Origin of the sequence: Thalassospira lucentensis (assembly GCF_001613805.1) — a bacterium.
Lineage (GTDB): Bacteria > Pseudomonadota > Alphaproteobacteria > Rhodospirillales > Thalassospiraceae > Thalassospira > Thalassospira lucentensis_A.
This window is the reverse complement of the sequence record NZ_LPVY01000003.1, coordinates 86681-107228: the sequence shown is the minus strand read 5'-3', so window position 1 is coordinate 107228 and position 20548 is coordinate 86681. Positions and strand designations below refer to the sequence as shown.

General features: G+C 54.4%; 19 protein-coding genes. 4 read left to right on the top strand and 15 right to left on the bottom strand.

Annotated elements, in window-relative coordinates; translation table 11 throughout:
- Nucleotides 1–58 precede the first annotated feature (58 nt).
- The 3 genes from AUP42_RS02760 to dapA all read right to left on the bottom strand — a co-directional run bounded on the left by AUP42_RS02760 (nucleotide 59) and on the right by dapA (nucleotide 2223).
- Nucleotides 59–718, bottom strand: coding sequence for a sulfite oxidase-like oxidoreductase (locus AUP42_RS02760; RefSeq protein WP_062948686.1), 660 nt, complete (start codon nucleotides 716–718; stop codon nucleotides 59–61).
- 119 nt (nucleotides 719–837) lie between these two features.
- Complete coding sequence (smpB, locus tag AUP42_RS02755; protein ID WP_062948684.1) at nucleotides 838–1314, bottom strand: SsrA-binding protein SmpB; 477 nt, start codon at nucleotides 1312–1314, stop codon at nucleotides 838–840.
- A gap of 30 nt (nucleotides 1315–1344) precedes the next feature.
- Entirely contained in the window at nucleotides 1345–2223 is an 879-nt protein-coding gene (gene dapA, locus AUP42_RS02750) for a 4-hydroxy-tetrahydrodipicolinate synthase (RefSeq protein ID WP_062948682.1), read from the bottom strand.
- A gap of 209 nt (nucleotides 2224–2432) precedes the next feature.
- Here dapA and AUP42_RS02745 point away from each other — a divergent pair, with 209 nt between their 5' ends.
- Nucleotides 2433–4475, top strand: coding sequence for a lytic transglycosylase domain-containing protein (locus AUP42_RS02745; protein ID WP_062948680.1), 2043 nt, complete (start codon nucleotides 2433–2435; stop codon nucleotides 4473–4475).
- A 106-nt stretch (nucleotides 4476–4581) separates the two neighbouring features.
- A complete protein-coding gene (locus AUP42_RS02740; RefSeq protein WP_062948678.1) occupies nucleotides 4582–5280 on the top strand; it encodes a haloacid dehalogenase type II in 699 nt (232 codons plus the stop codon).
- 108 nt (nucleotides 5281–5388) lie between these two features.
- Here AUP42_RS02740 and AUP42_RS02735 read toward each other — a convergent pair whose 3' ends face one another.
- Both AUP42_RS02735 and AUP42_RS02730 read right to left on the bottom strand, forming a co-directional pair.
- Nucleotides 5389–5847: a bactofilin family protein gene (locus AUP42_RS02735; protein ID WP_062948676.1), complete on the bottom strand. Its 459-nt coding sequence runs from the start codon at nucleotides 5845–5847 to the stop codon at nucleotides 5389–5391.
- Entirely contained in the window at nucleotides 5807–7153 is a 1347-nt protein-coding gene (locus AUP42_RS02730; RefSeq protein WP_062948674.1) for a M23 family metallopeptidase, read from the bottom strand. Before AUP42_RS02730 ends, AUP42_RS02735 begins: the two co-directional genes overlap by 41 nt.
- Nucleotides 7154–7379: 226 nt before the next feature.
- Between AUP42_RS02730 and AUP42_RS02725 the strand changes: the two genes are divergently transcribed.
- Together AUP42_RS02725 and AUP42_RS02720 are read left to right on the top strand one after the other, a co-directional pair.
- Entirely contained in the window at nucleotides 7380–7862 is a 483-nt protein-coding gene (locus tag AUP42_RS02725; protein ID WP_062948672.1) for a phosphatidylglycerophosphatase A, read from the top strand.
- Between the two features lie 5 nt (nucleotides 7863–7867).
- Nucleotides 7868–8371: a CinA family protein gene (locus AUP42_RS02720; RefSeq protein ID WP_062948670.1), complete on the top strand. Its 504-nt coding sequence runs from the start codon at nucleotides 7868–7870 to the stop codon at nucleotides 8369–8371.
- Nucleotides 8372–8412: 41 nt separating this feature from the next.
- Here the strand turns inward: AUP42_RS02720 and AUP42_RS02715 are convergent, their stop codons facing one another.
- From AUP42_RS02715 to AUP42_RS02665, 10 genes are all read right to left on the bottom strand, one after another.
- A complete protein-coding gene (locus AUP42_RS02715) occupies nucleotides 8413–8874 on the bottom strand; it encodes a type II toxin-antitoxin system RatA family toxin (protein ID WP_062948668.1) in 462 nt (153 codons plus the stop codon).
- 46 nt (nucleotides 8875–8920) lie between these two features.
- Nucleotides 8921–9916: a lipoyl synthase gene (lipA, locus tag AUP42_RS02710; protein WP_062948666.1), complete on the bottom strand. Its 996-nt coding sequence runs from the start codon at nucleotides 9914–9916 to the stop codon at nucleotides 8921–8923.
- A gap of 118 nt (nucleotides 9917–10034) precedes the next feature.
- Entirely contained in the window at nucleotides 10035–11432 is a 1398-nt protein-coding gene (lpdA, locus tag AUP42_RS02705) for a dihydrolipoyl dehydrogenase (RefSeq protein WP_062948664.1), read from the bottom strand.
- Nucleotides 11433–11527: 95 nt separating this feature from the next.
- Nucleotides 11528–12844 carry a pyruvate dehydrogenase complex dihydrolipoamide acetyltransferase gene (locus AUP42_RS02700; protein WP_062948662.1) on the bottom strand — a complete coding sequence of 439 codons (1317 nt, stop codon included), beginning with the start codon at nucleotides 12842–12844 and terminating at the stop codon, nucleotides 11528–11530.
- Between the two features lie 63 nt (nucleotides 12845–12907).
- Nucleotides 12908–14341 (bottom strand): pyruvate dehydrogenase complex E1 component subunit beta, encoded by a 1434-nt coding sequence (locus tag AUP42_RS02695; protein WP_062948660.1) that lies wholly within the window; start codon nucleotides 14339–14341, stop codon nucleotides 12908–12910.
- 53 nt (nucleotides 14342–14394) lie between these two features.
- The gene (pdhA, locus tag AUP42_RS02690) at nucleotides 14395–15408 is read right to left on the bottom strand and encodes a pyruvate dehydrogenase (acetyl-transferring) E1 component subunit alpha (protein WP_062948658.1); all 1014 of its coding nucleotides are present in this window, start codon (nucleotides 15406–15408) and stop codon (nucleotides 14395–14397) included.
- A 543-nt stretch (nucleotides 15409–15951) separates the two neighbouring features.
- The gene (locus tag AUP42_RS02680; RefSeq protein WP_231858133.1) at nucleotides 15952–16302 is read right to left on the bottom strand and encodes an FtsB family cell division protein; all 351 of its coding nucleotides are present in this window, start codon (nucleotides 16300–16302) and stop codon (nucleotides 15952–15954) included.
- A 287-nt stretch (nucleotides 16303–16589) separates the two neighbouring features.
- Nucleotides 16590–17861 (bottom strand): phosphopyruvate hydratase, encoded by a 1272-nt coding sequence (gene eno / locus AUP42_RS02675; RefSeq protein WP_062948655.1) that lies wholly within the window; start codon nucleotides 17859–17861, stop codon nucleotides 16590–16592.
- Between the two features lie 104 nt (nucleotides 17862–17965).
- Nucleotides 17966–18823, bottom strand: coding sequence for a 3-deoxy-8-phosphooctulonate synthase (gene kdsA, locus AUP42_RS02670; protein ID WP_062949341.1), 858 nt, complete (start codon nucleotides 18821–18823; stop codon nucleotides 17966–17968).
- Between the two features lie 28 nt (nucleotides 18824–18851).
- Complete coding sequence (locus AUP42_RS02665) at nucleotides 18852–20480, bottom strand: CTP synthase (protein WP_062948653.1); 1629 nt, start codon at nucleotides 20478–20480, stop codon at nucleotides 18852–18854.
- Between the last annotated feature and the right edge of the window lie 68 nt (nucleotides 20481–20548).

Here is a 20548-nt window from a genome sequence, read left to right as displayed (position 1 = left end):
TCCACATAAACCGGACTTCAACAGATTCCGCATTCCGTTTTCGAAAGTTCTGATTTTCCTAGCCATATCGCTCTTCCGTCCATGGATCGGCATTATTGTGATAGCCACGTACTTCCCAAAATCCGGGTTTGTCGGTTTTGGAAAATGTTATCTGCTTCACCCATTTGGCACTTTTCCAGAAATACAGCTTGGGGATGATCACGCGAACCGGGCCGCCATGTTCCTCGGTCAGTGGCGCATCTTCCCAATGATGGGCAAGTAAAACATCATCATCGAGAAACTGATCAATCCGCACATTGGTCGTATAACCGTCGTGGGCGGTGAAAAGTACATGACGGGCATCTGATGTCGGCTTTACCAGATCGGCAAGCGACAAGGCAGACACACCCTGCCAGTGATTGTCGTAACGCGACCAACTGGTAACACAATGAATATCGTTCTTTGCCATAAAGGGCGGTAGATCAAGCAACTGGCTGAAATCAAGCGTGACCGGGTTTTCAACCTCGCCGTCAATCGTCAGGCGAAACTCATCCGTTCCGACATGTGGCGTGATGCCAAGATCAAGCACCGGCCAGTCTTTGACCTCGCGCTGGCCGGGTGGCAGGCGATTTTCATGGGCATGATCGGCCTTTCCCGTCAAAAGACGGCCGTTTTCCGCCCATTTCTGTTTCGCTTCGATCAGCTTTTGCTTGATCTTGCCACTGAAACCATCAGCCATTCATCATCCTCCCTGACCACATCATACGAAAAATGGCGCAGTCATGTTCACCATGTCTGCGCCATTTATGCATTCTATCGCCATTGGCAAGCAATACACATGCTTGCGAGGCAGGACTATTATCCGAAATCCCGCATGATCCGGGCTTTGTCACGCTGCCAGTCACGTTCCTTGACCGCTTCGCGCTTGTCAGCCTTTTTCTTGCCTTCCGCGATCGCCAGTTCAAGCTTGGCGATGCCGCGGTCATTGAAATAAAGCTTTACCGGAACAAGGGTGAACCCCTTTTTGTTCAGGGCGTCGCTCATTTTCGTGATTTCACGTTTATGCAAAAGCAGTTTGCGCGGACGGCGTTCTTCATGGCCGAACGGCATCTTGCTTTGATATTCCGGGATATAGGCATTGATCAGCCAGATCTCGCCGTTCTTTTCTTCGGCATAGGATTCCTGAATGTTCCCCTTGCCGTCACGAAGCGATTTGACCTCGGTCCCGCGCAGGGCGACCCCGGCTTCAAAAGTTTCCGTCAGGAAAAAATCGAAACGGGCCCGCCTGTTTTGCGCGACGACCTTGGTATTGCTGTCTTCTTTTTTCGGTGCCATTACAACAACTTGTAGGCCGAAATTAATCCCTTAGGACAAAATTCCGGCATTGCGCAGCGCGGTTTCGACACGCTGCTTGGATTCTTCGGTAATCTCGACCATCGGCAAACGCATGTGGCTGCCGCAAAGGCCAAGAAGCTCGGCTGCATATTTGACCGGCCCCGGGCTGGTTTCACAGAACATTGCCTTGTGAACCGGCAGAAGTCGATAATTCAACTCCTGAACCTTGGCGATGTTCCCGGCTGCCCATGCGGTATGCAATTCCGCGCAAAGCTTCGGTGCGATGTTGGACGTGACCGAAATGCAGCCATGACCACCCTGTGCCAGGAACGGAACGATGGTGCCATCTTCGCCCGACAACTGGCAGAAATCCGCCCCTGCCGCCAAACGCGTCAATGCCGGACGTTCCAGATCGCTGGTCGCGTCTTTTACCCCGACGATACGCGGCAGCTTCGAAAGCTGCGCCATCGTATCAACAGACATGTCCACGACCGAGCGGCCCGGAATGTTGTAGATCACGATCGGAATGTCGGTCGCGTCATGGATCGCCTTGTAATGCGCATAAAGACCGCGCTGACCGGGCTTGTTATAATAAGGCGTCACCACAAGTGCCGCATCCGCCCCGGCATTCTGGGCATGGCGGGTCAGCGAAATCGCCTCTGCGGTCGAATTTGAACCGGTTCCGGCAATAACCGGGCCGCGGCCCTTGGCAACTTCAAGTGCCAGTTCGACAACGCGGTGGTGTTCCGCATGGCTCAAAGTCGGCGATTCACCTGTGGTTCCGACCGGCACAACACCGGTCGTGCCCTGTTTAAGCTGCCAATCCACAAACGACTGGAACGCTTTCTCATCGATTGCACCATCCTGTGTGAACGGTGTAATCAAAGCGGTAATCGAACCCTTAAACATCGATATCTCCAAATCTTATCGTGGATTGAAAGCGACGCGAAAATAGCGGCTGTTAAGGCATCCCGCAAGCGTCTGTATACATTAAAGCGCGCCTTGTTTGATCAAGGTTACTCTTTCCTCTCACGACCGATTGGCAATTGACTGTTTCACTGCCATAATAAGGCTGTCTGGAGCGCATTACCTGCCGCAAGGCAAAAGGGGAAATTTAAATGGCGCATGCGTCTTTCCGTGGTGTTTCGATCTGCGCATTGGCACTCGGTGTAATCACTTTTCTGGCGCCGATTGGCGATAAGGCATACGCAGCAGGTCAGGATGAAAACATTCTGACAGAACTGCCGCCGTCACCGGCATTCTCATCTGTCAGCCGTGCGCGGCTTAATGTGTTTCTTGATGCGCTGGAAGACGGCCGCACAAAAACATTCGAAAAACTTCTTCCGAACTTTGATGACCCGCTGCTGCAAAAAGCCAGCGAATGGATGTGGCTGATCAGCCCGAATTCCGGTCGCAGCTTCGAAGAAATCACAAATTTCATTGATGCCAACCCGAAATGGCCCAGTCAGGCTCTGCTGCGTCAGCGCGCCGAAGAAGCCATGACAGATGCCGTACCCAACGATGTGGTGCTGGCATGGTTCAAGCGGTCTGCGCCGGTTACGGCAGACGGTGCCACCCGGCAGATAAAGGCCCTCCTCGCGTCTGGCGAAACCGACGCTGCGACCACTTTGATCCGCAACAGTTGGGTACACGAGAATTTCGGAACCGGTCAGGAAAAACGTTTTCTGGATCGTTACGGCAAATATATCGATCAGGAAACCCATCAGCAGCGTCTTGACCGCCTTCTATGGGAAGGCCGTCTTGGCCCGGCGAGCCGTACCGAAAAATATGTCAGCAAGGATTATCTTTTGCTGGCCAAGGCACGTGCAGCCCTGCGGTCGCTCGACCCCGGTGTTGACGGCGCAATCAACCGTGTCCCAAAGAAATACCAGAACGATCCGGGCCTTATCTATGAACGCGTTCGCTGGCGCCGGATCAAGGACCGCGATCAGGAAGCACGTGATTTGCTGCTCTCGCAGGCCAATGACCTCGCCTATATATCGATCCGCCCGCAATACTGGTGGATCGAAAAGGCCATTCTGGCCCGTCGTGCCCTTCAGAAAGGCCACATTACCGATTCCTATCGTCTGGTTGCCAACCATGGCCAAAGCGATGCCGGTGATATTGCCGAAGCCGAATGGTTTGCCGGCTGGATCGCGCTGGAGTTCCTGGGCGATGCGCGCATTGCCCTGACCCATTTCCAGAACCTGTATGACGTGGTGCAATACCCGATCAGCCAGGCGCGCGGTGCCTATTGGGCGGGGCGCGCCAATGATGCGATTGGTGACAAGGACAAGGCGCGCGAATGGTACAAACTTGCCGCCGACCATGCCCATACTTTCTATGGTCAGCTGGCAATTGACGCATTGGGCGTCAAACCAAGCTACTCTGTCGAGCAACCGATCCCGACAGAACAGCAACGTGCCGATTTCGAATCACAGGAACTGACACAGGTAACCCGCAAGCTCGGCGAGATGGGGCTTGGCAATATCATTCGCCCGTTTGTCATGGCACTTGTCTATGCGCATGACGAACCCGAATATCTTGCAATGGCAACCGATCTTGCGCGCGAATACGGCCGTGCCGACCTTGCGATTATCGCCGCCAAGCGCAGCATCCGTACCGGCAGCGGCTATCTTGATGCAGCCTACCCCGTTCATGAACAGGTGCCGCTTGGTCATAATCCCGACCCGGCACTGGTTCATGCAATCATGCGTCAGGAAAGCCTGTTTAACCCCGAAGCCGTATCGTCTGCCGGGGCACGGGGCCTGATGCAGTTGATGCCGGCAACCGCAGAACGCATGGCCAAGGATCTTAAACTGGATTACGAAACATCACGCCTGACTAGCGACCCGGGATTTAACATCTCGCTCGGGCGGGAATATCTGACACGCCTGCTGGACCGTTGGGATGGCGAGGAAATCCTGACCATCGCCAGCTATAATGCTGGTCCAAGCCGCGTTCGTCAGTGGATTGCCGAATATGGTGATCCGCGGGATGCAGATGTTGATCCCGTCGACTGGATTGAAATGATTCCCTATAGCGAAACACGCAATTACGTTCAGCGGGTTATGGAAGGCACCTATGTCTATCGCCGCCGCTTCGCACGTGATGAAATCGCCATGGGTCAACAGGAAGAAGCACCATCAGATTCCCAATGATCTTGTGGAACCGGCCGCATAGAACGGCGTTAACTTGACGTTTGCGGTTTGGTAAAGATAACACCATATTTGATCGAACCCTGTCCGACAGATGAGGCCAGAGAAAATGTCAGAAAATGCACTTACGTCCTGCCGCGCATTCGTTTTCGATGCCTATGGTACCCTTTTCGACGTTGGATCGGCTGTGAACCGGTTCAAGGGAACGATTGGCGATGAAGGAGACCGGCTATCAAGCATCTGGCGCCAAAAGCAGCTTGAATATACGTGGTTGCGCAGTCTGATGGGTGACTTCACCGATTTCTGGAGCGTCACGGGCGACGCCCTTGATTACGCCATGGCGGCAATCGGTAAAAAAGACCCTGCCCTTCGGGCAAAGCTGATGGAAACCTATCTGTCGCTTGATACATTCCCCGAAGTCGTCGAAACACTGAAGACGCTTAAATCGCAGGGACATAAACTTGCGATCCTGTCAAATGGTGCCAAACATATGCTGATATCGGCGGCCAAATCGTCCGGTATTCTGGCACTGTTTGATCAGATCATCTGTGTCGACGACCTTAAAACCTACAAACCGCACCCGGATGTTTATCAGCTTGCCGTTGATCAGCTGGAACTTTCCCCGGCTGAAATATCGTTCCAGTCATCGAACGGCTGGGATATTGCCGGTGCCGGGCATTTCGGCTTCCGCACGGCATGGATCAACCGCACACAGCAACCGATGGAACGCCTGTCGCATAGCGCAGACGTGGTTCTAAAGGGGTTGGACGAATTGCTGCCCCTGGTCGCACAACCGGAAAAAGCATAAGCCCCCGAGTATAATCAGGTCGGATAAAGAAAACCCGGAAAAGCGGCATATCGCTTTTCCGGGTTTTTCTTTTTGCTGGCATCGGTGAAAGATCACCAGCAGCGATGTTTATTGTTTGTGTTCTTTTTTCACGTTCGCCGCAACGATCTGGCCTGCCTGAATGACGGTAAGACCGCCCTCTTCAACGGCACCTTCGATACGACGGCAATGGCCTTCGATATGGGCGCCCGGCTCAATCGACAGGCTTTCATGAAGAATATCACCCAACATACGGGCTGTTTCTGCCAGTGAAACATCACGGGCGCGAACCTGGCCGGTGACGGAACCGCATATACGGACTTTTTCGGCAACGATCTCGCCGCGCACTTCGCCATGCTGGCCGATAGTAAGATTGCGCGTGCGAATGTCGCCATTCACAAACCCGTCGACCTGAACGTCAGATTCAGAAATCAGGTCGCCAGTAACCCGAAGGTCGGAATTGATAATCGACAGGCCGCCTTTTTTCTCGGAAGCCGAATTATGGGAACTATTCGTTCCCTGCTGTGTCTTGCTCGTTTTTGAAAACATAATGTCCCGCCTCAATGAACTTGATGGGGTCTACCGGCTTGTCGTGAACCAGAACTTCATAGTGCACGTGGCTTCCGGTACTGCGGCCAGTACTTCCCATCAATGCGATTTTGCCCTTTAAATTCACTTCGTCGCCCTTCTTGACGAGGACCTTGTATAGATGTCCGAAACGGGTTCGAAGGCCGTCACCATGGTCAATTTCAACCATCTTCCCGTATTTTCCGCTCCATCCGGCGAACACCACCTTTCCAGGGGCCGTCGCGTGGATTGGTGTCTTCATGGGCCCGGCAAGATCAACACCGGAATGAAAAGCCCATTTGCCGTTGATCGGGTCCTTGCGCTTCCCAAAAGGACTGGAAAGATAATAGGAATCCGCAGGTTCCCCCAACGGGGTTCTTTTAATTCGGTCATGCAGACTTACCAGCTGATCCATACGATCCCCGACGGCAAGTGCGGCATTCACAAACTGTTCGTCCTCGGGATGCTCGGGCTCGAACGCCACGAACGGTCCGCCAACACCACCGGCAACTTCGGCACTTCCCGGCGCCTGCGGCTTCATCGGTGGTGTTATGATCTCGTCAACCGTAAGACCGGTCATCTCAAGAACCGATTCCAGTTCCAGAATGGTGCTGTCTGCGGTTTCCGCCACGCGCTGCATCGCCTGCTTCTGGATGGTGTGCAGATCGGCAATACGCTGACGTGCTTCACCAAGTTCCGATTGCAGTTTTTTCGAACGCTGCATGGCCTGGTCACGTTCACGCATCACACGTGACATAACCGTTTCAACCGTTTCCAGTTCATCGCGCAAGGCAAGATTGCGGTTGGTAATACCGTCAATCTGGGTCTGCAGCGCGTTCATCTGGTTATCCATTGATGTCCGCAACGCGGAAATCCGGACCTTTTCCTTTTCACTGACAGCCAGCTTCGAGGTGTAATCCTGAACCCGCGCCTGCAGCATCAAATTCTTTTCAGCCATCGACAGAAGATTGCGATGGGTATCTTCCATCTGTGACGTGATCTCGCCAAAGCGGCGCTGACTCTCCGTCACCCGGGCGATCAGTTGGTTGTAGGAAAGCTCACTGCGAAACAGCTGTTCTTCACGCGCGGCAAGCCGTTGGTCTAGATACCAGGAATAACCCGATACCCCGACCGACCATGTGATCGCAATCACCCCGATTGATGCCAGCATTAGCTGAGCGTATTTACCGAGACGTAGCTGGGAAACGGAATCATTGGATCGGATAAGTATCTGCCGATCCGGAAACCATTTTTCCAACAGGCGACGCGCGCGTTCCAACGCCGACATATTCAGTGTCTAACCCCTATTTGCCCAAAATTGCCCGTTCGATATGAAATCGACGCACAACCAGTTTTTTTTCAGACCCCGGCTGAATATCTATTTTCTTTACGCTACCTGTTAGCGCGAAGACAGGCAAGCACGTTAACACATCCTTAAAGGCAAAAAATTCATCTGCTTTGCACATCAATATGTTACTCAATGGTCTTCCGATACAATCACCAGCGTTCAAAACATGCGTTTATCCCAATTCATGCTGACCTGTGCCGCGACATGGTTTTACAGCGGACGAACCACCAAGGCTCCCGGCACGATGGGATCACTCGCCGCGGTTCCCGTTGGCTGGGCCATTGCCGTCCTTTTGGGATATCCGGCCCTTTTGGCCGGGATTGTCATCGTCTTTGTCGCCGGGATTCCCATTGCGCATAAATACAGCGAAATGATCGGTGTTCACGATCCGGGCGAAATTGTTATCGACGAGGTTGCGGGGCAATGGCTTTGCATTCTTGTTGTACCCTTGGGTAACGGGTTCGCCGATCTTGCCTGGCTTGCCGCGGCTTTTGTCATGTTCAGGATTTTCGACATTCTGAAACCCTGGCCGATCCGCTGGATTGACCGCCGGATCAGTGGTGGTTTTGGCATCATGCTTGATGACATCCTTGCCGGTGTTTTTGGCATGATCATACTGATCGGCATTCGCTACTTCGTGGGAGTTTGACCCTCATGCAAATCGAACCGGACATACTTGCTGACGCGGCAAAGCTGATTACCCTTTGCAGGGCAAAAGGCGAAATGATCGCAACCGCAGAATCCTGCACTGGTGGTTTGATTGCCGGTGGTTTAACCGCGGTTGATGGAAGTTCGTCAGTGGTTGATTGCGGCTTTGTGACCTATTCGAACGAAGCCAAGAACGGTCTGATTGGCGTTGCGCAGGAACTTCTGGACAAGCATGGCGCAGTATCGGAACCGGTAGCCATCGCAATGGCCGAAGGTGCTCTGGCCCGCGCACCATTGGCGACCATGGCGATTGCTGTGACCGGCATCGCCGGGCCGGGCGGTGGATCGGAAGAAAAACCTGTCGGACTTGTCCATCTTGCCTGTGCGGGGAACGATCGCCCTGCCCTGCATCGTCGCCGGATTTATGATGGCGATCGGCATGTGGTTCGCAAGGCAACGATCCTCGAAGCCTATGACATGCTTTCCGAAATGGCTGGCAAATCGAAATAGGTCCGTACCGGAAAGTCAATTCCCGACACGTGACCATGAAATTACGAACCGGACGGTGTCGAGCTGTTCGGCTCGCCATAAACCTGATGGGCGCGGGTTTCAAATGCACCAACCATCAGTTTGACGGCCTCGTTGAACACAACCCCGATCATCTTCTGCAACAGGGCAGAACGGAATTCGAAATCGACAAAGAAGTCGAGCCAAGTGCCACCATCCTCTGCCGGTTCAAACACCCAGTGATTGTTAAGGTACTTGAACGGTCCTTGGAGATACTCGACGTCGACCCGATCCGGGCGCTGCAGGGTGACTTTTGATGTGTATTTCTCGCGAAACATTTTGAAACCGATCACCAGATCGGCATGCAAAACATCCCCGTTACGCTTGCGTACACGCGATGCCACACACCATGGCAGGAATTCCGAATAGGAATCGATATCCGCGACGAGGTCAAACAGCTGTTCCGGCGTATAGGGCAGTTTCCTGCGCTCCGCATGCGTCGGCACCCTGATCTCCTTTGTCGTCGCGTGTATCGTCTGAAATGTGGCGCACTTATTGTGCCGCAGCGTTTGCCTGCATTCTGGCTTTGGCTTCATCCGCCGCAGCAAGCTTTCTTTCGCGTGCCTTGCGCAACTCTTCAAAGTCGCGGTCCGCGTGATAGCTGGAACGTGTCAACGGGGTTGCCGACACCATCAGGAACCCTTTGCCGCGTGCCATGGATGCATAATCCTTGAACTCGTCCGGGGTCACAAAGCGGTTGACCGGCTCGTGCTTAAGGGTTGGCTGCAAATACTGCCCAATCGTCAGGAAATCGACATCGGCAACACGCAGATCATCCATGACCTGAGCCAGTTCATGGCGTTCCTCACCAAAACCAACCATCAGGCCGGATTTCGTAAAGATCGTCGGATCAATCTGTTTGACGCGATCGAGAATACGCAGCGACTGGTAATAACGCGCGCCCGGACGGATCGAGGTATAAAGCCTGGGAACGGTTTCAAGGTTATGGTTGAAAACGTCCGGCCGTGCACGGGCAACAATTTCGACCGCACCGGGTTTATCACGGAAGTCCGGCGTCAGAATTTCAATGGTGGTTTCCGGCGATTTATGACGGATCGCTTCGATCACGCGGGCAAAATGCGCTGCCCCGCCATCGGCAAGATCGTCACGGTCAACCGAGGTGATCACGACATGCTTAAGCGCCATGTCGGCAACCGCCATCGCAAGGTTTTCCGGCTCGAACGGGTCAAGAGCACCGGGCATCCCGGTCTTGACGTTGCAGAACGAACAGGCACGCGTGCAGGTATCCCCCATAATCATGAAGGATGCATGCTTCTTCTGCCAGCATTCGCCGATATTCGGGCAGGCTGCCTCTTCGCAAACGGTATGCAGATTAAGGCCACGCGCAAGTTCACGCGTTTCCTGATACCCCTTCGAGGTTGGCGCCTTGACGCGAATCCATTCCGGCTTGCGTCCGGATGGACGATCCGGGCGTTTCTGCTTTTCCGGGTGACGAAGTGCTTGGGCTTCGTTGCGCGCCGTCGACATAGAGTTACCTCCGAAGGATTGGACGGGCGGCAATGTGCCGCCACGTCACGCATTTGTCAAACCGACAATCGTCCAAAACGGTCATACCGGGCATGTTCACCCGGTACGACGCAATATTCTAGAAGTGGATCGCACGCCCATAGGCGTCAAGGACCGACTCATGCATCATTTCCGACAGGGTCGGATGCGGGAAGACCGTATGCATCAGGTCTTCTTCCGTCGTTTCAAGACCCATCGCCACGACAAAGCCCTGAATAAGCTCGGTCACTTCCGCACCAACCATGTGCGCACCAAGCAATTCACCGGTCTTGGCATCAAACACGGTTTTGACCAGACCTTCGGCCTCGCCCAGTGCAACCGCCTTGCCATTGCCGATGAACGGGAATTTACCGACCTTGACGTCGTAACCTGCTTCCTTGGCCTTGGCTTCGGTCAGGCCGACACTTGCCACCTGCGGATGGCAATAGGTGCAACCCGGGATCTTGCGCGGATCAAGCGGATGAACGCCTTTGACACCGGCAATCTTTTCAACGCAGATCACACCTTCATGTTCTGCCTTGTGCGCCAGCATCGGCGGGCCAGCAACGTCACCAATGGCATAGATACCCGGCTCTGCGGTTGCTGAATATTCATCCGTGCCGATCACATTACGATCAACCTTCACCTTGGTCGTTTCAAGGCCAAGATTTTCGGTATTGCCGATCACGCCAACCGCGGAAATCACGCGATCAACGGTCAATTCCTGTTTCTTGCCGTCTTTGGTTTCAATCGTGACGACAACATTGTCCGCATTGCGTTTAAGGTTTGCGACCTTGGCTTCGGTCAGGATTTTCATCCCGTCCTTGGTCATCATCTTCTGCGCAAGTGCGGCAACTTCCTTGTCTTCGACCGGCATGATCTGCGACATGATCTCGACCACCGTCACATCCGCACCCATGGTGTGATAGAAGCTGGCAAATTCGATACCAATCGCACCCGAACCGACAACCACAAGGCTTTTGGGCATCTTGTCGGGCGTCATCGCCTTTTTGTAGTCCCAGACCACCTTGCCATCGGCCTCAAGGCCCGGCAGGGACCGCGCCCGCGCACCGGTCGCAATGATATAATTCTTTGCGGTATAGGTACCGGCATCCTTGCCTTCGACATTGATCTTTTTCGGACCGTCGAATTTGGCTTCGCCGTTGATCACGGTGACCTTGTTCTTCTTCAGAAGATGGCCAACACCGCCCGAAAGCTGCTTTGAAACACCACGCGAACGCTGAATGACCGCATCAATATCAAAGGAAGGCTTTTCGCATGACAGACCGAATGACTTGGCATGCTGCATGTTGCGATAGACTTCTGCCGAACGCAGCAGCGCCTTGGTCGGGATGCAACCCCAGTTCAGACAGATACCGCCGAGATGTTCGCGTTCGACAACTGCGGTTTTCAGGCCAAGCTGTGCGGCACGAATGGCCGTGACATAGCCACCGGGACCCGCGCCAATAACGATTACGTCAAAATTGTTATCCGCCATCGTAAGATCTCCTTCGCCTGCCCGTTACCGGTTACAGGTCTTGAAATTCAAATGCTTGCGGGGACTGTTTAAAGTCCCCGCGCAATTTCCGAACCTCAGAGCAACATGCTCAGCGGATCTTCGATCAGCTTTTTGAATTCAGCCATGAATTCAGCACCGACCGCACCATCGACCACACGGTGGTCGACCGAAAGCGTGCAGCTCATGACGGTGGCGATTGCCAGTGCGCCGTCCTTGACGACCGCGCGCTGTTCACCGGCACCAACGGCCAGAATGCAGCCCTGCGGCGGGTTGATGATGGCGGAGAATTCCTTGATACCGAACATGCCAAGGTTGGAGACAGAGAATGTCCCGCCCTGGAATTCTTCCGGTTTCAGCTTGCCTTCGCGTGCCTTGCCAGCCAGCGCCTTCATCTCGGTCGAGATTTCGGCAAGCCCCTTACCACCCGCATTGCGGATAACCGGGGTGATCAGGCCGCCATCGATGGCAACAGCAACCGAAATGTCCTGCTGCTTGCACTGCAGGATGGCTGCGTCGGTCCAGACCGCATTGGCCGCCGGAACACGCTTGAGCGCGATGGATGCGGCACGAATAACGAAATCGTTGACCGATACCTTAACGCCCTCGCCGGCTTTCTCGTTAAGCTGTTTGCGGGTCGCGAGCAGATTGTCGAGTTCGCAATCGACCGTCAGGTAGAAATGCGGAACCTGCTGTTTGGACTGGGTCAGGCGACGGGCAATAACCTTGCGCATCGAGCTGTTCGGGATTTCTTCGTATTCCGGAAGGCCGGTCAGATCCGGGTTCCAGCCAGACGCCGCCGGTGCCTGCGGGGCTGCTGCCGGTTTGTCGGCAGCGGGCGCCGAAGCAGCAGCTTTATCCGCCGGTTTGGACGACATCGCAGCCTCGACATCGCGTTTGACAACGCGACCGCGCGGGCCGGAGCCTTCTACCTTGCCAAGATCAACGCCTTCGTTCGCCGCAATACGACGCGCAAGCGGGCTTGCCTTGACACGATCCCCACCGGAAACCGGTGCGGCAGGTGCCTGACCTTTGGCCGGGGCGGCATCTGATTTCGACTCTTCTTCCTGTTTCGGCGCTTCTGCGGCCGGTGCAGCACCGCCAGTAGACGCCGCAGACGTGTCCGCACCGTCAAGCGCACTTGCATCTTCGCCTTCTTCAAGAAGAAGGGCGATGACCTCGTTCACGGCAACGCCTTCGCTGCCTTCGGAAACAAGGATTTTGCCGATTTTGCCTTCGTCGACGGCTTCAACTTCCATCGTGGCTTTATCGGTTTCGATTTCGGCAATGACGTCACCCGATTCAACGGTGTCGCCTTCCTTGACAAGCCATTTCGCCAAGGTGCCTTCGGTCATGGTCGGCGACAGCGCCGGCATCAATATTTTAACAGGCATGAACGCAATCTCCCGGTAACGGGGCGGCGCGGGTTTGCCGCGCCCTGCCCCTGTCCGTTTTACTTAGCGATAGCAAACGGCCTTGGCCGCATCGACGATGTGTTGCTCCTGCGGAAGTGCAAGCACTTCGAGGTTGGCAGCATATGGCATCGGAACATCTTCACCGGTAACGCGCACAACCGGCGCGTCCAGATAATCAAACGCATGTTCCATGATGACCGATGCGATCTCGGCACCGATACCGGCAAAGTGCCAGCCTTCTTCACAGGTGACGATACGGTTGGTTTTCATGACCGAACGAACGATGGTGTTCACATCCAGCGGACGAATGGTTCGCAGGTTGATCACCTCGGCCGAAATGCCCTGTTCTGCCAGTTGCTCGGCCGCTTTCAGTGCCTTGCCCACCATGATCGAGAAGGCAACGATGGTCACATCGGTACCTTCGCGTTCGATCTTTGCCTGGCCGATCGGCAGAACGAAATCATCATCATCAGGCACTTCGAAGCTCTGCCCGTAAAGAATTTCGTTTTCAAGGAAGACAACCGGGTTCGGGTCGCGGATGGCGGCCTTAAGCAGGCCCTTCGCATCGGCAGCCGACCACGGTGCGATCACTTTAAGACCCGGGCAATGTGCATACCAGGATGCATAGCACTGCGAGTGCTGCGCACCAACGCGTGCTGCCGCACCGTTCGGGCCACGGAAGACGATCGGGCAACCAAGCTGGCCGCCAGACATGTAAAGCGTCTTGGCCGCCGAGTTGATGATGTGGTCAATCGCCTGCATGGCGAAATTGAAAGTCATGAATTCGACAACCGGCTTCAGGCCCATGAATGCCGCACCCGTTGCCATCCCCGTGAAACCGTATTCGGTGATCGGGGTATCGACGACGCGTCTGTCACCGAATTCGTCAAGCAGACCCTGGGTGACTTTATAAGCCCCCTGATACTGCGCGACTTCTTCGCCCATGACATAGACGTTTTCATCCGTGCGCATTTCTTCGGCCATCGCATCACGCAGGGCTTCACGAACGGTCTGCGTCTTGAACGAGGTATAAGTTTTCTCGTCCTGCGTCGCGTTCATAACGCTCATGGCGCGCGGGTCCTGTTCGGCCCGCTCAATAGCACCGCTGGCAGCAACCGGTGCAGCACTTGCGCTGCTGGCCGGTGCCTTTTCTTCTTCCCTGGCTTCGGCCGGTGCGGCTTCGGCTTTCGGCGCAGAAGACGCCGAAACATTATCAAGGGCAGAAGCATCCTCGTCTTCTTCGAGGATATAGGCGATGACAGCATTCACCGCGACGTTCTCGGTTCCTTCGGCGACCACGATCTTGCCAATGGTTCCCTCGTCAACGGCCTCGACTTCCATCGTGGCCTTGTCGGTTTCAATTTCTGCAATCACGTCACCGGACGCGACAGTATCGCCTTCCTTGACGGTCCATTTGGCAAGAGTGCCTTCTGTCATGGTCGGCGACAGGGCCGGCATCAAAACTTCAATCGGCATTGTTCCCTCTCTCCCGGGAAATATCGGTCAAAAGCGGTTCGCGGATTTCGCGATCACGCGTCGATCAGAATATCTGTGAACAGCTCGGAAACATCCGGTTCCGGGCTGTTTTGCGCGAACTCAGCCGCTTTGGCGACTTCCGCTTTCACGTCTTTATCGATGTCCTTAAGACCTGCCTCGTCGATGATATTGCCATCGATCAGCAGCTTTTTGACCATATCGATCGGATCGTGCTCTTTGCGCATTTTGTCGAGCTCGTCCTTGGTACGATATTTCGCCGGGTCAGACATGGAATGACCGCGATAGCGATATGTCTTGAGCTCAAGGATATAAGGCCCCTTGCCTTCGCGGCAATGCGCCACGGCGCGTTCGCCGGCTTCCTTGACCGCAAGAACATCCATACCGTCAACCTGTTCACCCGGAATGCCATAAGCCGCACCGCGCTGGTACAGATCGGGGCTGGCCGAGTGACGCTGTGCCGAGGTGCCCATGGCGTACTGGTTGTTCTCGATGCAATAGACCACCGGAAGCTTCCAGAGTGCTGCCATGTTGAATGACTCATAGACCTGCCCCTGGTTGACGGCACCGTCACCAAGATAGGTCAGGCAAACGCGATCCTGGCCGCGATATTTGTAGTTAAAGGCAATGCCGGTACCAAGCGGCACCTGACCACCAACGATGCCGTGGCCGCCATAGAAATTCTTTTCCTTGGAGAACATGTGCATCGAGCCGCCCTTGCCGCGGGAATAACCGCCTTCACGGCCGGTCAGCTCTGCCATGACACCCGCCGGGTCCATGCCACATGCCAGCATGTGGCCGTGGTCACGGTAACTGGTGATAACACCATCATCACCGGTTACAGCAGCCTGCATGCCGACAACGACAGCTTCCTGCCCGATATAAAGATGGCAGAAGCCACCGATAAGACCCATGCCATAAAGCTGACCGGCTTTTTCTTCAAAGCGACGGATCAGCAGCATTTCACGGTAATATTTGAGGAGATCGTCACTGCTCGCCTGATTGTCGGCGCGCGTCGTGCCGCGTTTGCGTTTTGGTGTGGTCGCCATGTTTCCTCCCGGTGGATGGCTATCGCTTAAGCATCATGTATGAGTGCTTAATTCGGTACTGGACCACCGAAATGACTACCTAAAACCACGTGCAGAGGCAAGCAATCTAACCACCATTAAACTGTTGTTTTGCAACGCACAATCACAAATAAACCTGATATTGGTTAATTCATGATTTTTGGCAGATATACATAATTTCAGCATTTCCAGTGACTTGAGGAACCGGCTTCATCCCCGTTCATTCCAGCAGGTCACAAATGCTATGCTTTCCTGAAAAGAATATCACAGATCCGACACGTTTATTTCGCAACCGCCAGAAGACACAGAGGGTTGCATCTGTTTTATCTCAAGCCACCAAAAGGCAATACTGAACCAAAAGGCAGTTGAAACAACGTCATAACGGGAACAGAAAATTTTGCCAGAAACAATTTCGACGCGAATACGGGCAATGACAAAGCCAAAAGCCGACGCCATGACATTTAGCGCCGACTGCTTTGTCTGCAAAAATGAAACCGGATTCTAAACTGCCTGCCCTGTTACCGCTTACTGGCTGGCAGCGATGGTATCGTCCGCAGGATAACCATTGTGATGGAAGATAATCAGATCATCCGGATGGGCCGCATTCAGCATCGCACGTGCCCGTTCATCCAGAAGATCCGGATCAAGATGCTTGGGCCGCATCGCAATTACGCGCTGCTCCAGATGCTTTCGTTTTTCCGTGATTTCATCGCGGACTTTGGCAATCTCGGCAACGCGGTCCTGCATCGACCAGTAAGCCAGCAATCCACGGTTCCCTTCCACACTGTGGAAGATGAAATAGACCATGATGGTAAATGCAATAACCGGTGCAATTGCCTGACCAAGTCGGCGAATAACCGGCGATGTTGACGACATTTACCCCTGCCCCGTGCGTGCGAGAAAAGAATCAACAGGAAACCCACCATTCCGAACCCGGAATGGAAAAACTGCGTGCGTTATTTCCCTTTGATCACAAAGGCATAAATATCGCCGCAATAAAATCCCCGCAAAATTACGCTTAAAGCTAATCACAACAGGGTAAAAATAAGCTTAAAACAGCGGCGCTATTATGCTGCCACTACGTTCAATTAGCTGATCCTGAACAACAAAAAGCCGCCCTGACATTGCAGGACGGCTTTCAGCATCAACCCGGCTTTCAACCCTTATTTCAGGATGGAGCGGCCCGGATAATAGGCGCCGGTTCCCAGCATCTCTTCGATGCGGATCAACTGGTTGTATTTCGCCAGACGATCAGAACGTGACAGCGAACCGGTTTTGATCTGGCCGCAATTGGTTGCAACCGCCAGATCGGCAATGGTTGAATCTTCGGTCTCGCCCGAACGGTGCGACATGACGGCAGTATAGCCGGCACGGTGCGCCATTTCGACGGCTTCAAGCGTTTCGGTCAGCGAACCGATCTGATTGACCTTCACAAGGATGGAGTTGCCAACGCCCTTCTTGATGCCATCGGCAAGACGTTTCGGATTGGTCACGAACAGATCGTCGCCAACCAGCTGGACCTTGTTGCCGATTTCCGACGTCAAGGCCGCCCAGCCATCCCAGTCATCTTCAGACATGCCGTCTTCGATCGAGAAGATCGGATACTTGCTGACCAGATCGGCCCAGTATTTAACCATGCCGTCGGCATCAAGGGTCTTGTTTTCGCCAGCCAGAACGTATTTGCCACCTTTGTAGAATTCGGTCGATGCCGCATCAAGGGCGAGAACAACGTCTTCTTCCGGGCGATAACCGGCTGCTTCGATCGATTTCATGATGTAGCTGATGGCTTCTTCGCTCGACCCGATATTCGGGGCAAAACCACCTTCATCACCAACAGACGTGCTCAGACCATCGGCCGACAGGGCCTTTTTCAGGTTATGGAAGATTTCCGCACCCATGCGGATCGCATCCGAACCGGTTTCTGCCGAAACCGGCATCACCATGAATTCCTGAACGTCAATCGCGTTGTCGGCATGCTCGCCGCCATTGATGATGTTCATCATCGGCACCGGCAGGGTGCGGGCAAAAGCACCACCAACATAACGATAAAGCGGAAGGCCCGCTTCTTCTGCAGCCGCCTTTGCAACCGCCAGCGACACACCAAGAATGGCATTCGCGCCAAGGCGGCCCTTGTTCGGCGTCCCATCAAGATCGATCATGACACTGTCGACTTCGACCTGGTCTTCGGCGTCCATACCGGCCAGGGCTTCGAAAATCTCGCCATTGACGGCGGCAACCGCTTTGGTCACGCCCTTGCCAAGATAACGATCTTCCTTGTCACGCAGCTCGACGGCTTCATGCGCACCGGTGGATGCACCCGACGGAACGGCTGCACGACCAAAGGCGCCACTTTCCAGGGTTACATCAACTTCGACAGTCGGGTTGCCACGGCTATCGAGGATTTCGCGGCCGCGGATATCAATAATAGCGGTCATGACGGAAACATTCTCCTCACTGAGATTATCTGCACCCCTGCGGGGTACTTTGGTTACAGCATAAAAGAAATGCCGCCATCATCTCTGATGGCGGCATTTGCATATCAATCGTTAAACATGTCCAGACGAACCGGATTGGCTTTTGCCACTTTGTCCAGCTCCATCAAAACCGACAGAACTTCGGGAAGCTTGTTTAACGGAATCTGGTTCGGGCCATCGCTGATGGCCGCATCCGGGTTATCGTGGGTTTCGATAAACAGGGCTGCAACACCGACGGATACAGCCGCACGCGCCAATACCGGCGCAAATTCGCGCTGACCGCCCGACGTTGTCCCCTGCCCACCCGGTTGCTGAACAGAATGGGTCGCATCAAATACGACCGGATAGCCCTGACGGGCCATGGTGGGAAGTCCGCGGAAATCGGTTACCAGCGTGTTATAGCCAAAGCTGGTCCCACGATCACAAAGCATGATGTTTTCATTGCCGGTCGATGCAATGTTGTTGGCAACATTGGCCATGTCCCAGGGTGCCAGGAACTGGCCCTTTTTGACATTGACGGCACGTCCGGTTTTACCCGCTGCCTGCAAAAGATCGGCCTGACGGCACAGGAATGCCGGAATCTGAAGGATGTCGGCAACCTCGGCAACCGCAGCACACTGATCAGGCAGGTGAACGTCGGTAACAATCGGAAGGCCGGTCTTTTCCTTGACCTCTGCCAGAATGTCGAGCCCTTCGACCAGACCAACCCCACGCCTGGATGTGCTGCTGGTGCGGTTCGCCTTGTCAAACGAGCTTTTGTAAACAAGCCCGATCCCCATCCCTTCGGACAATTCCTTCAGGGCTGCGGACATTTCCAGTGCATGCTGACGGCTTTCGATCGCGCACGGCCCTGCCAGCAAGGCAAAAGGCTTGTCATTGGCGAATTCGATTTTGCCGACTTTGACAGTTTTGATTTCCGTCATTTTGCAGTCTTTCATTCAGGCTGTTTGATCAAACCAGACGGCTGCGCTCTTTGGCGGCCTTGATATAGGACACAAACAGCGGATGCGGATCAAGCGGACGCGAACGCAGTTCCGGGTGGAACTGAACCCCGATGAACCACGGGTGATTCGGGTATTCGACGATTTCCGGCAAACGTCCATCCGGCGACAGGCCCGAGAATTTAAGACCTTTTTCCTCAAGCTGCCCCATGAAGTTTACGTTAACTTCATAACGATGGCGATGGCGCTCAAGAACGGTCTCACTGCCATAGATGTCGCGTGCACGCGAACCGTCAACCAGTTTGCACTCGTAGTTGCCAAGGCGCATGGTGCCGCCAAGATCATCCTCATCCGAACGACGCTCGACAGAACCGCCGTCTTTGGCCCATTCGGTCATCAGACCGACAAGCGGGGTTTTCGTCGGACCGAATTCCGATGACGATGCATCCTTGAGACCCGCAAGATTGCGTGCAGCCTCAAGAACCGCCATCTGCATGCCAAAGCAGATGCCGAAATACGGTACCTTGTTTTCCCGTGCATAGCGCGCAGCGGCAATCTTGCCTTCCGTGCCACGCTCGCCAAATCCGCCCGGCACCAGGATCGCATCCAGTTTGGACAGGATTTCGCTAACATCGCCTTCTTTTTCAAGCGCGTCAGACGCAATCCATTCCAGTTTGACACGGACCTTGTTGGCGATACCGCCATGGGTCAGTGCTTCGGTAAGCGACTTATAAGCATCGGGCAGCTGAATGTATTTGCCAACGATCCCGATGGTGACCTCACCTTCCGGGTTACGGATGATGTTGCAGATTTCTTCCCACGGACGCAGATCCGGGTCCTGTGCCTGCAGACCAAAGTGATGAAGCACTTCGTTATCAAGACCATACTGGTGGTAGCTGATCGGCACCTGATAGATGTTGTCAACGTCATAGGCCGGAATAACGGCCGCTTCGCGGACGTTACAGAAACGCGCAATCTTGCGGCGCTCATTGACCGGGATTTCACGGTCACAACGGCACAACAGGATATCAGGCTGAATACCAACGCTTTGCAGTTCCTTGACGGAATGCTGGGTCGGTTTGGTCTTGAGCTCACCCGCCGATGAAATATACGGCACGAGTGTCAGATGCATGAACAGCGTGCGGCCATCGCCAAGCTCGTTGCCCATTTGGCGGATTGCTTCAAGGAAAGGCAGGCTTTCGATATCGCCAACCGTACCGCCGATCTCGACAAGGACAAAATCCTCGGTCGCATCGGACTGGACGAATTCCTTGATGGCATCCGTGATGTGCGGGATCACCTGAACGGTCCCGCCCAGATAATCACCGCGACGTTCACGCGCAATCACGCTGGAATAGATGCGACCGGTGGTCACGTTATCGGAACGACGCGATGAAACGCCGGTAAAACGTTCATAGTGACCAAGATCAAGGTCGGTCTCGGCCCCGTCTTCGGTCACATAGCATTCGCCATGCTGATACGGGCTCATGGTGCCCGGATCGACGTTGATATACGGATCAAGCTTGCGCAGGCGAACAGTGAAACCACGTGCCTGAAGCGAGGCACCCAAAGCAGCAGACGCCAGGCCCTTGCCCAGCGAGGAAACAACGCCACCGGTGATAAAGATATAACGGGTCATGTCTTTGCCTCATCTCAAAGCAAAACGCCGCAGTTCGATGCCGCTCAGTGCATCACGAACCGGGGAAT

What these genes read in the sequence shown, in the direction of transcription:
- AUP42_RS02760 (WP_062948686.1), bottom strand. Translation starts at nt 718, where the DNA reads ATGGCTGATGGTTTCAGTGGCAAGATCAAGCAAAAGCTGATCGAAGCG.
- smpB (WP_062948684.1), bottom strand. Translation starts at nt 1,314, where the DNA reads ATGGCACCGAAAAAAGAAGACAGCAATACCAAGGTCGTCGCGCAAAAC.
- dapA (WP_062948682.1), bottom strand. Translation starts at nt 2,223, where the DNA reads ATGTTTAAGGGTTCGATTACCGCTTTGATTACACCGTTCACACAGGAT.
- AUP42_RS02745 (WP_062948680.1), top strand. Translation starts at nt 2,433, where the DNA reads ATGGCGCATGCGTCTTTCCGTGGTGTTTCGATCTGCGCATTGGCACTC.
- AUP42_RS02740 (WP_062948678.1), top strand. Translation starts at nt 4,582, where the DNA reads ATGTCAGAAAATGCACTTACGTCCTGCCGCGCATTCGTTTTCGATGCC.
- AUP42_RS02735 (WP_062948676.1), bottom strand. Translation starts at nt 5,847, where the DNA reads ATGTTTTCAAAAACGAGCAAGACACAGCAGGGAACGAATAGTTCCCAT.
- AUP42_RS02730 (WP_062948674.1), bottom strand. Translation starts at nt 7,153, where the DNA reads ATGTCGGCGTTGGAACGCGCGCGTCGCCTGTTGGAAAAATGGTTTCCG.
- AUP42_RS02725 (WP_062948672.1), top strand. Translation starts at nt 7,380, where the DNA reads ATGCGTTTATCCCAATTCATGCTGACCTGTGCCGCGACATGGTTTTAC.
- AUP42_RS02720 (WP_062948670.1), top strand. Translation starts at nt 7,868, where the DNA reads ATGCAAATCGAACCGGACATACTTGCTGACGCGGCAAAGCTGATTACC.
- lipA (WP_062948666.1), bottom strand. Translation starts at nt 9,916, where the DNA reads ATGTCGACGGCGCGCAACGAAGCCCAAGCACTTCGTCACCCGGAAAAG.
- lpdA (WP_062948664.1), bottom strand. Translation starts at nt 11,432, where the DNA reads ATGGCGGATAACAATTTTGACGTAATCGTTATTGGCGCGGGTCCCGGT.
- AUP42_RS02700 (WP_062948662.1), bottom strand. Translation starts at nt 12,844, where the DNA reads ATGCCTGTTAAAATATTGATGCCGGCGCTGTCGCCGACCATGACCGAA.
- AUP42_RS02695 (WP_062948660.1), bottom strand. Translation starts at nt 14,341, where the DNA reads ATGCCGATTGAAGTTTTGATGCCGGCCCTGTCGCCGACCATGACAGAA.
- pdhA (WP_062948658.1), bottom strand. Translation starts at nt 15,408, where the DNA reads ATGGCGACCACACCAAAACGCAAACGCGGCACGACGCGCGCCGACAAT.
- AUP42_RS02680 (WP_231858133.1), bottom strand. Translation starts at nt 16,302, where the DNA reads ATGTCGTCAACATCGCCGGTTATTCGCCGACTTGGTCAGGCAATTGCA.
- eno (WP_062948655.1), bottom strand. Translation starts at nt 17,861, where the DNA reads ATGACCGCTATTATTGATATCCGCGGCCGCGAAATCCTCGATAGCCGT.
- kdsA (WP_062949341.1), bottom strand. Translation starts at nt 18,823, where the DNA reads ATGACGGAAATCAAAACTGTCAAAGTCGGCAAAATCGAATTCGCCAAT.
- AUP42_RS02665 (WP_062948653.1), bottom strand. Translation starts at nt 20,480, where the DNA reads ATGACCCGTTATATCTTTATCACCGGTGGCGTTGTTTCCTCGCTGGGC.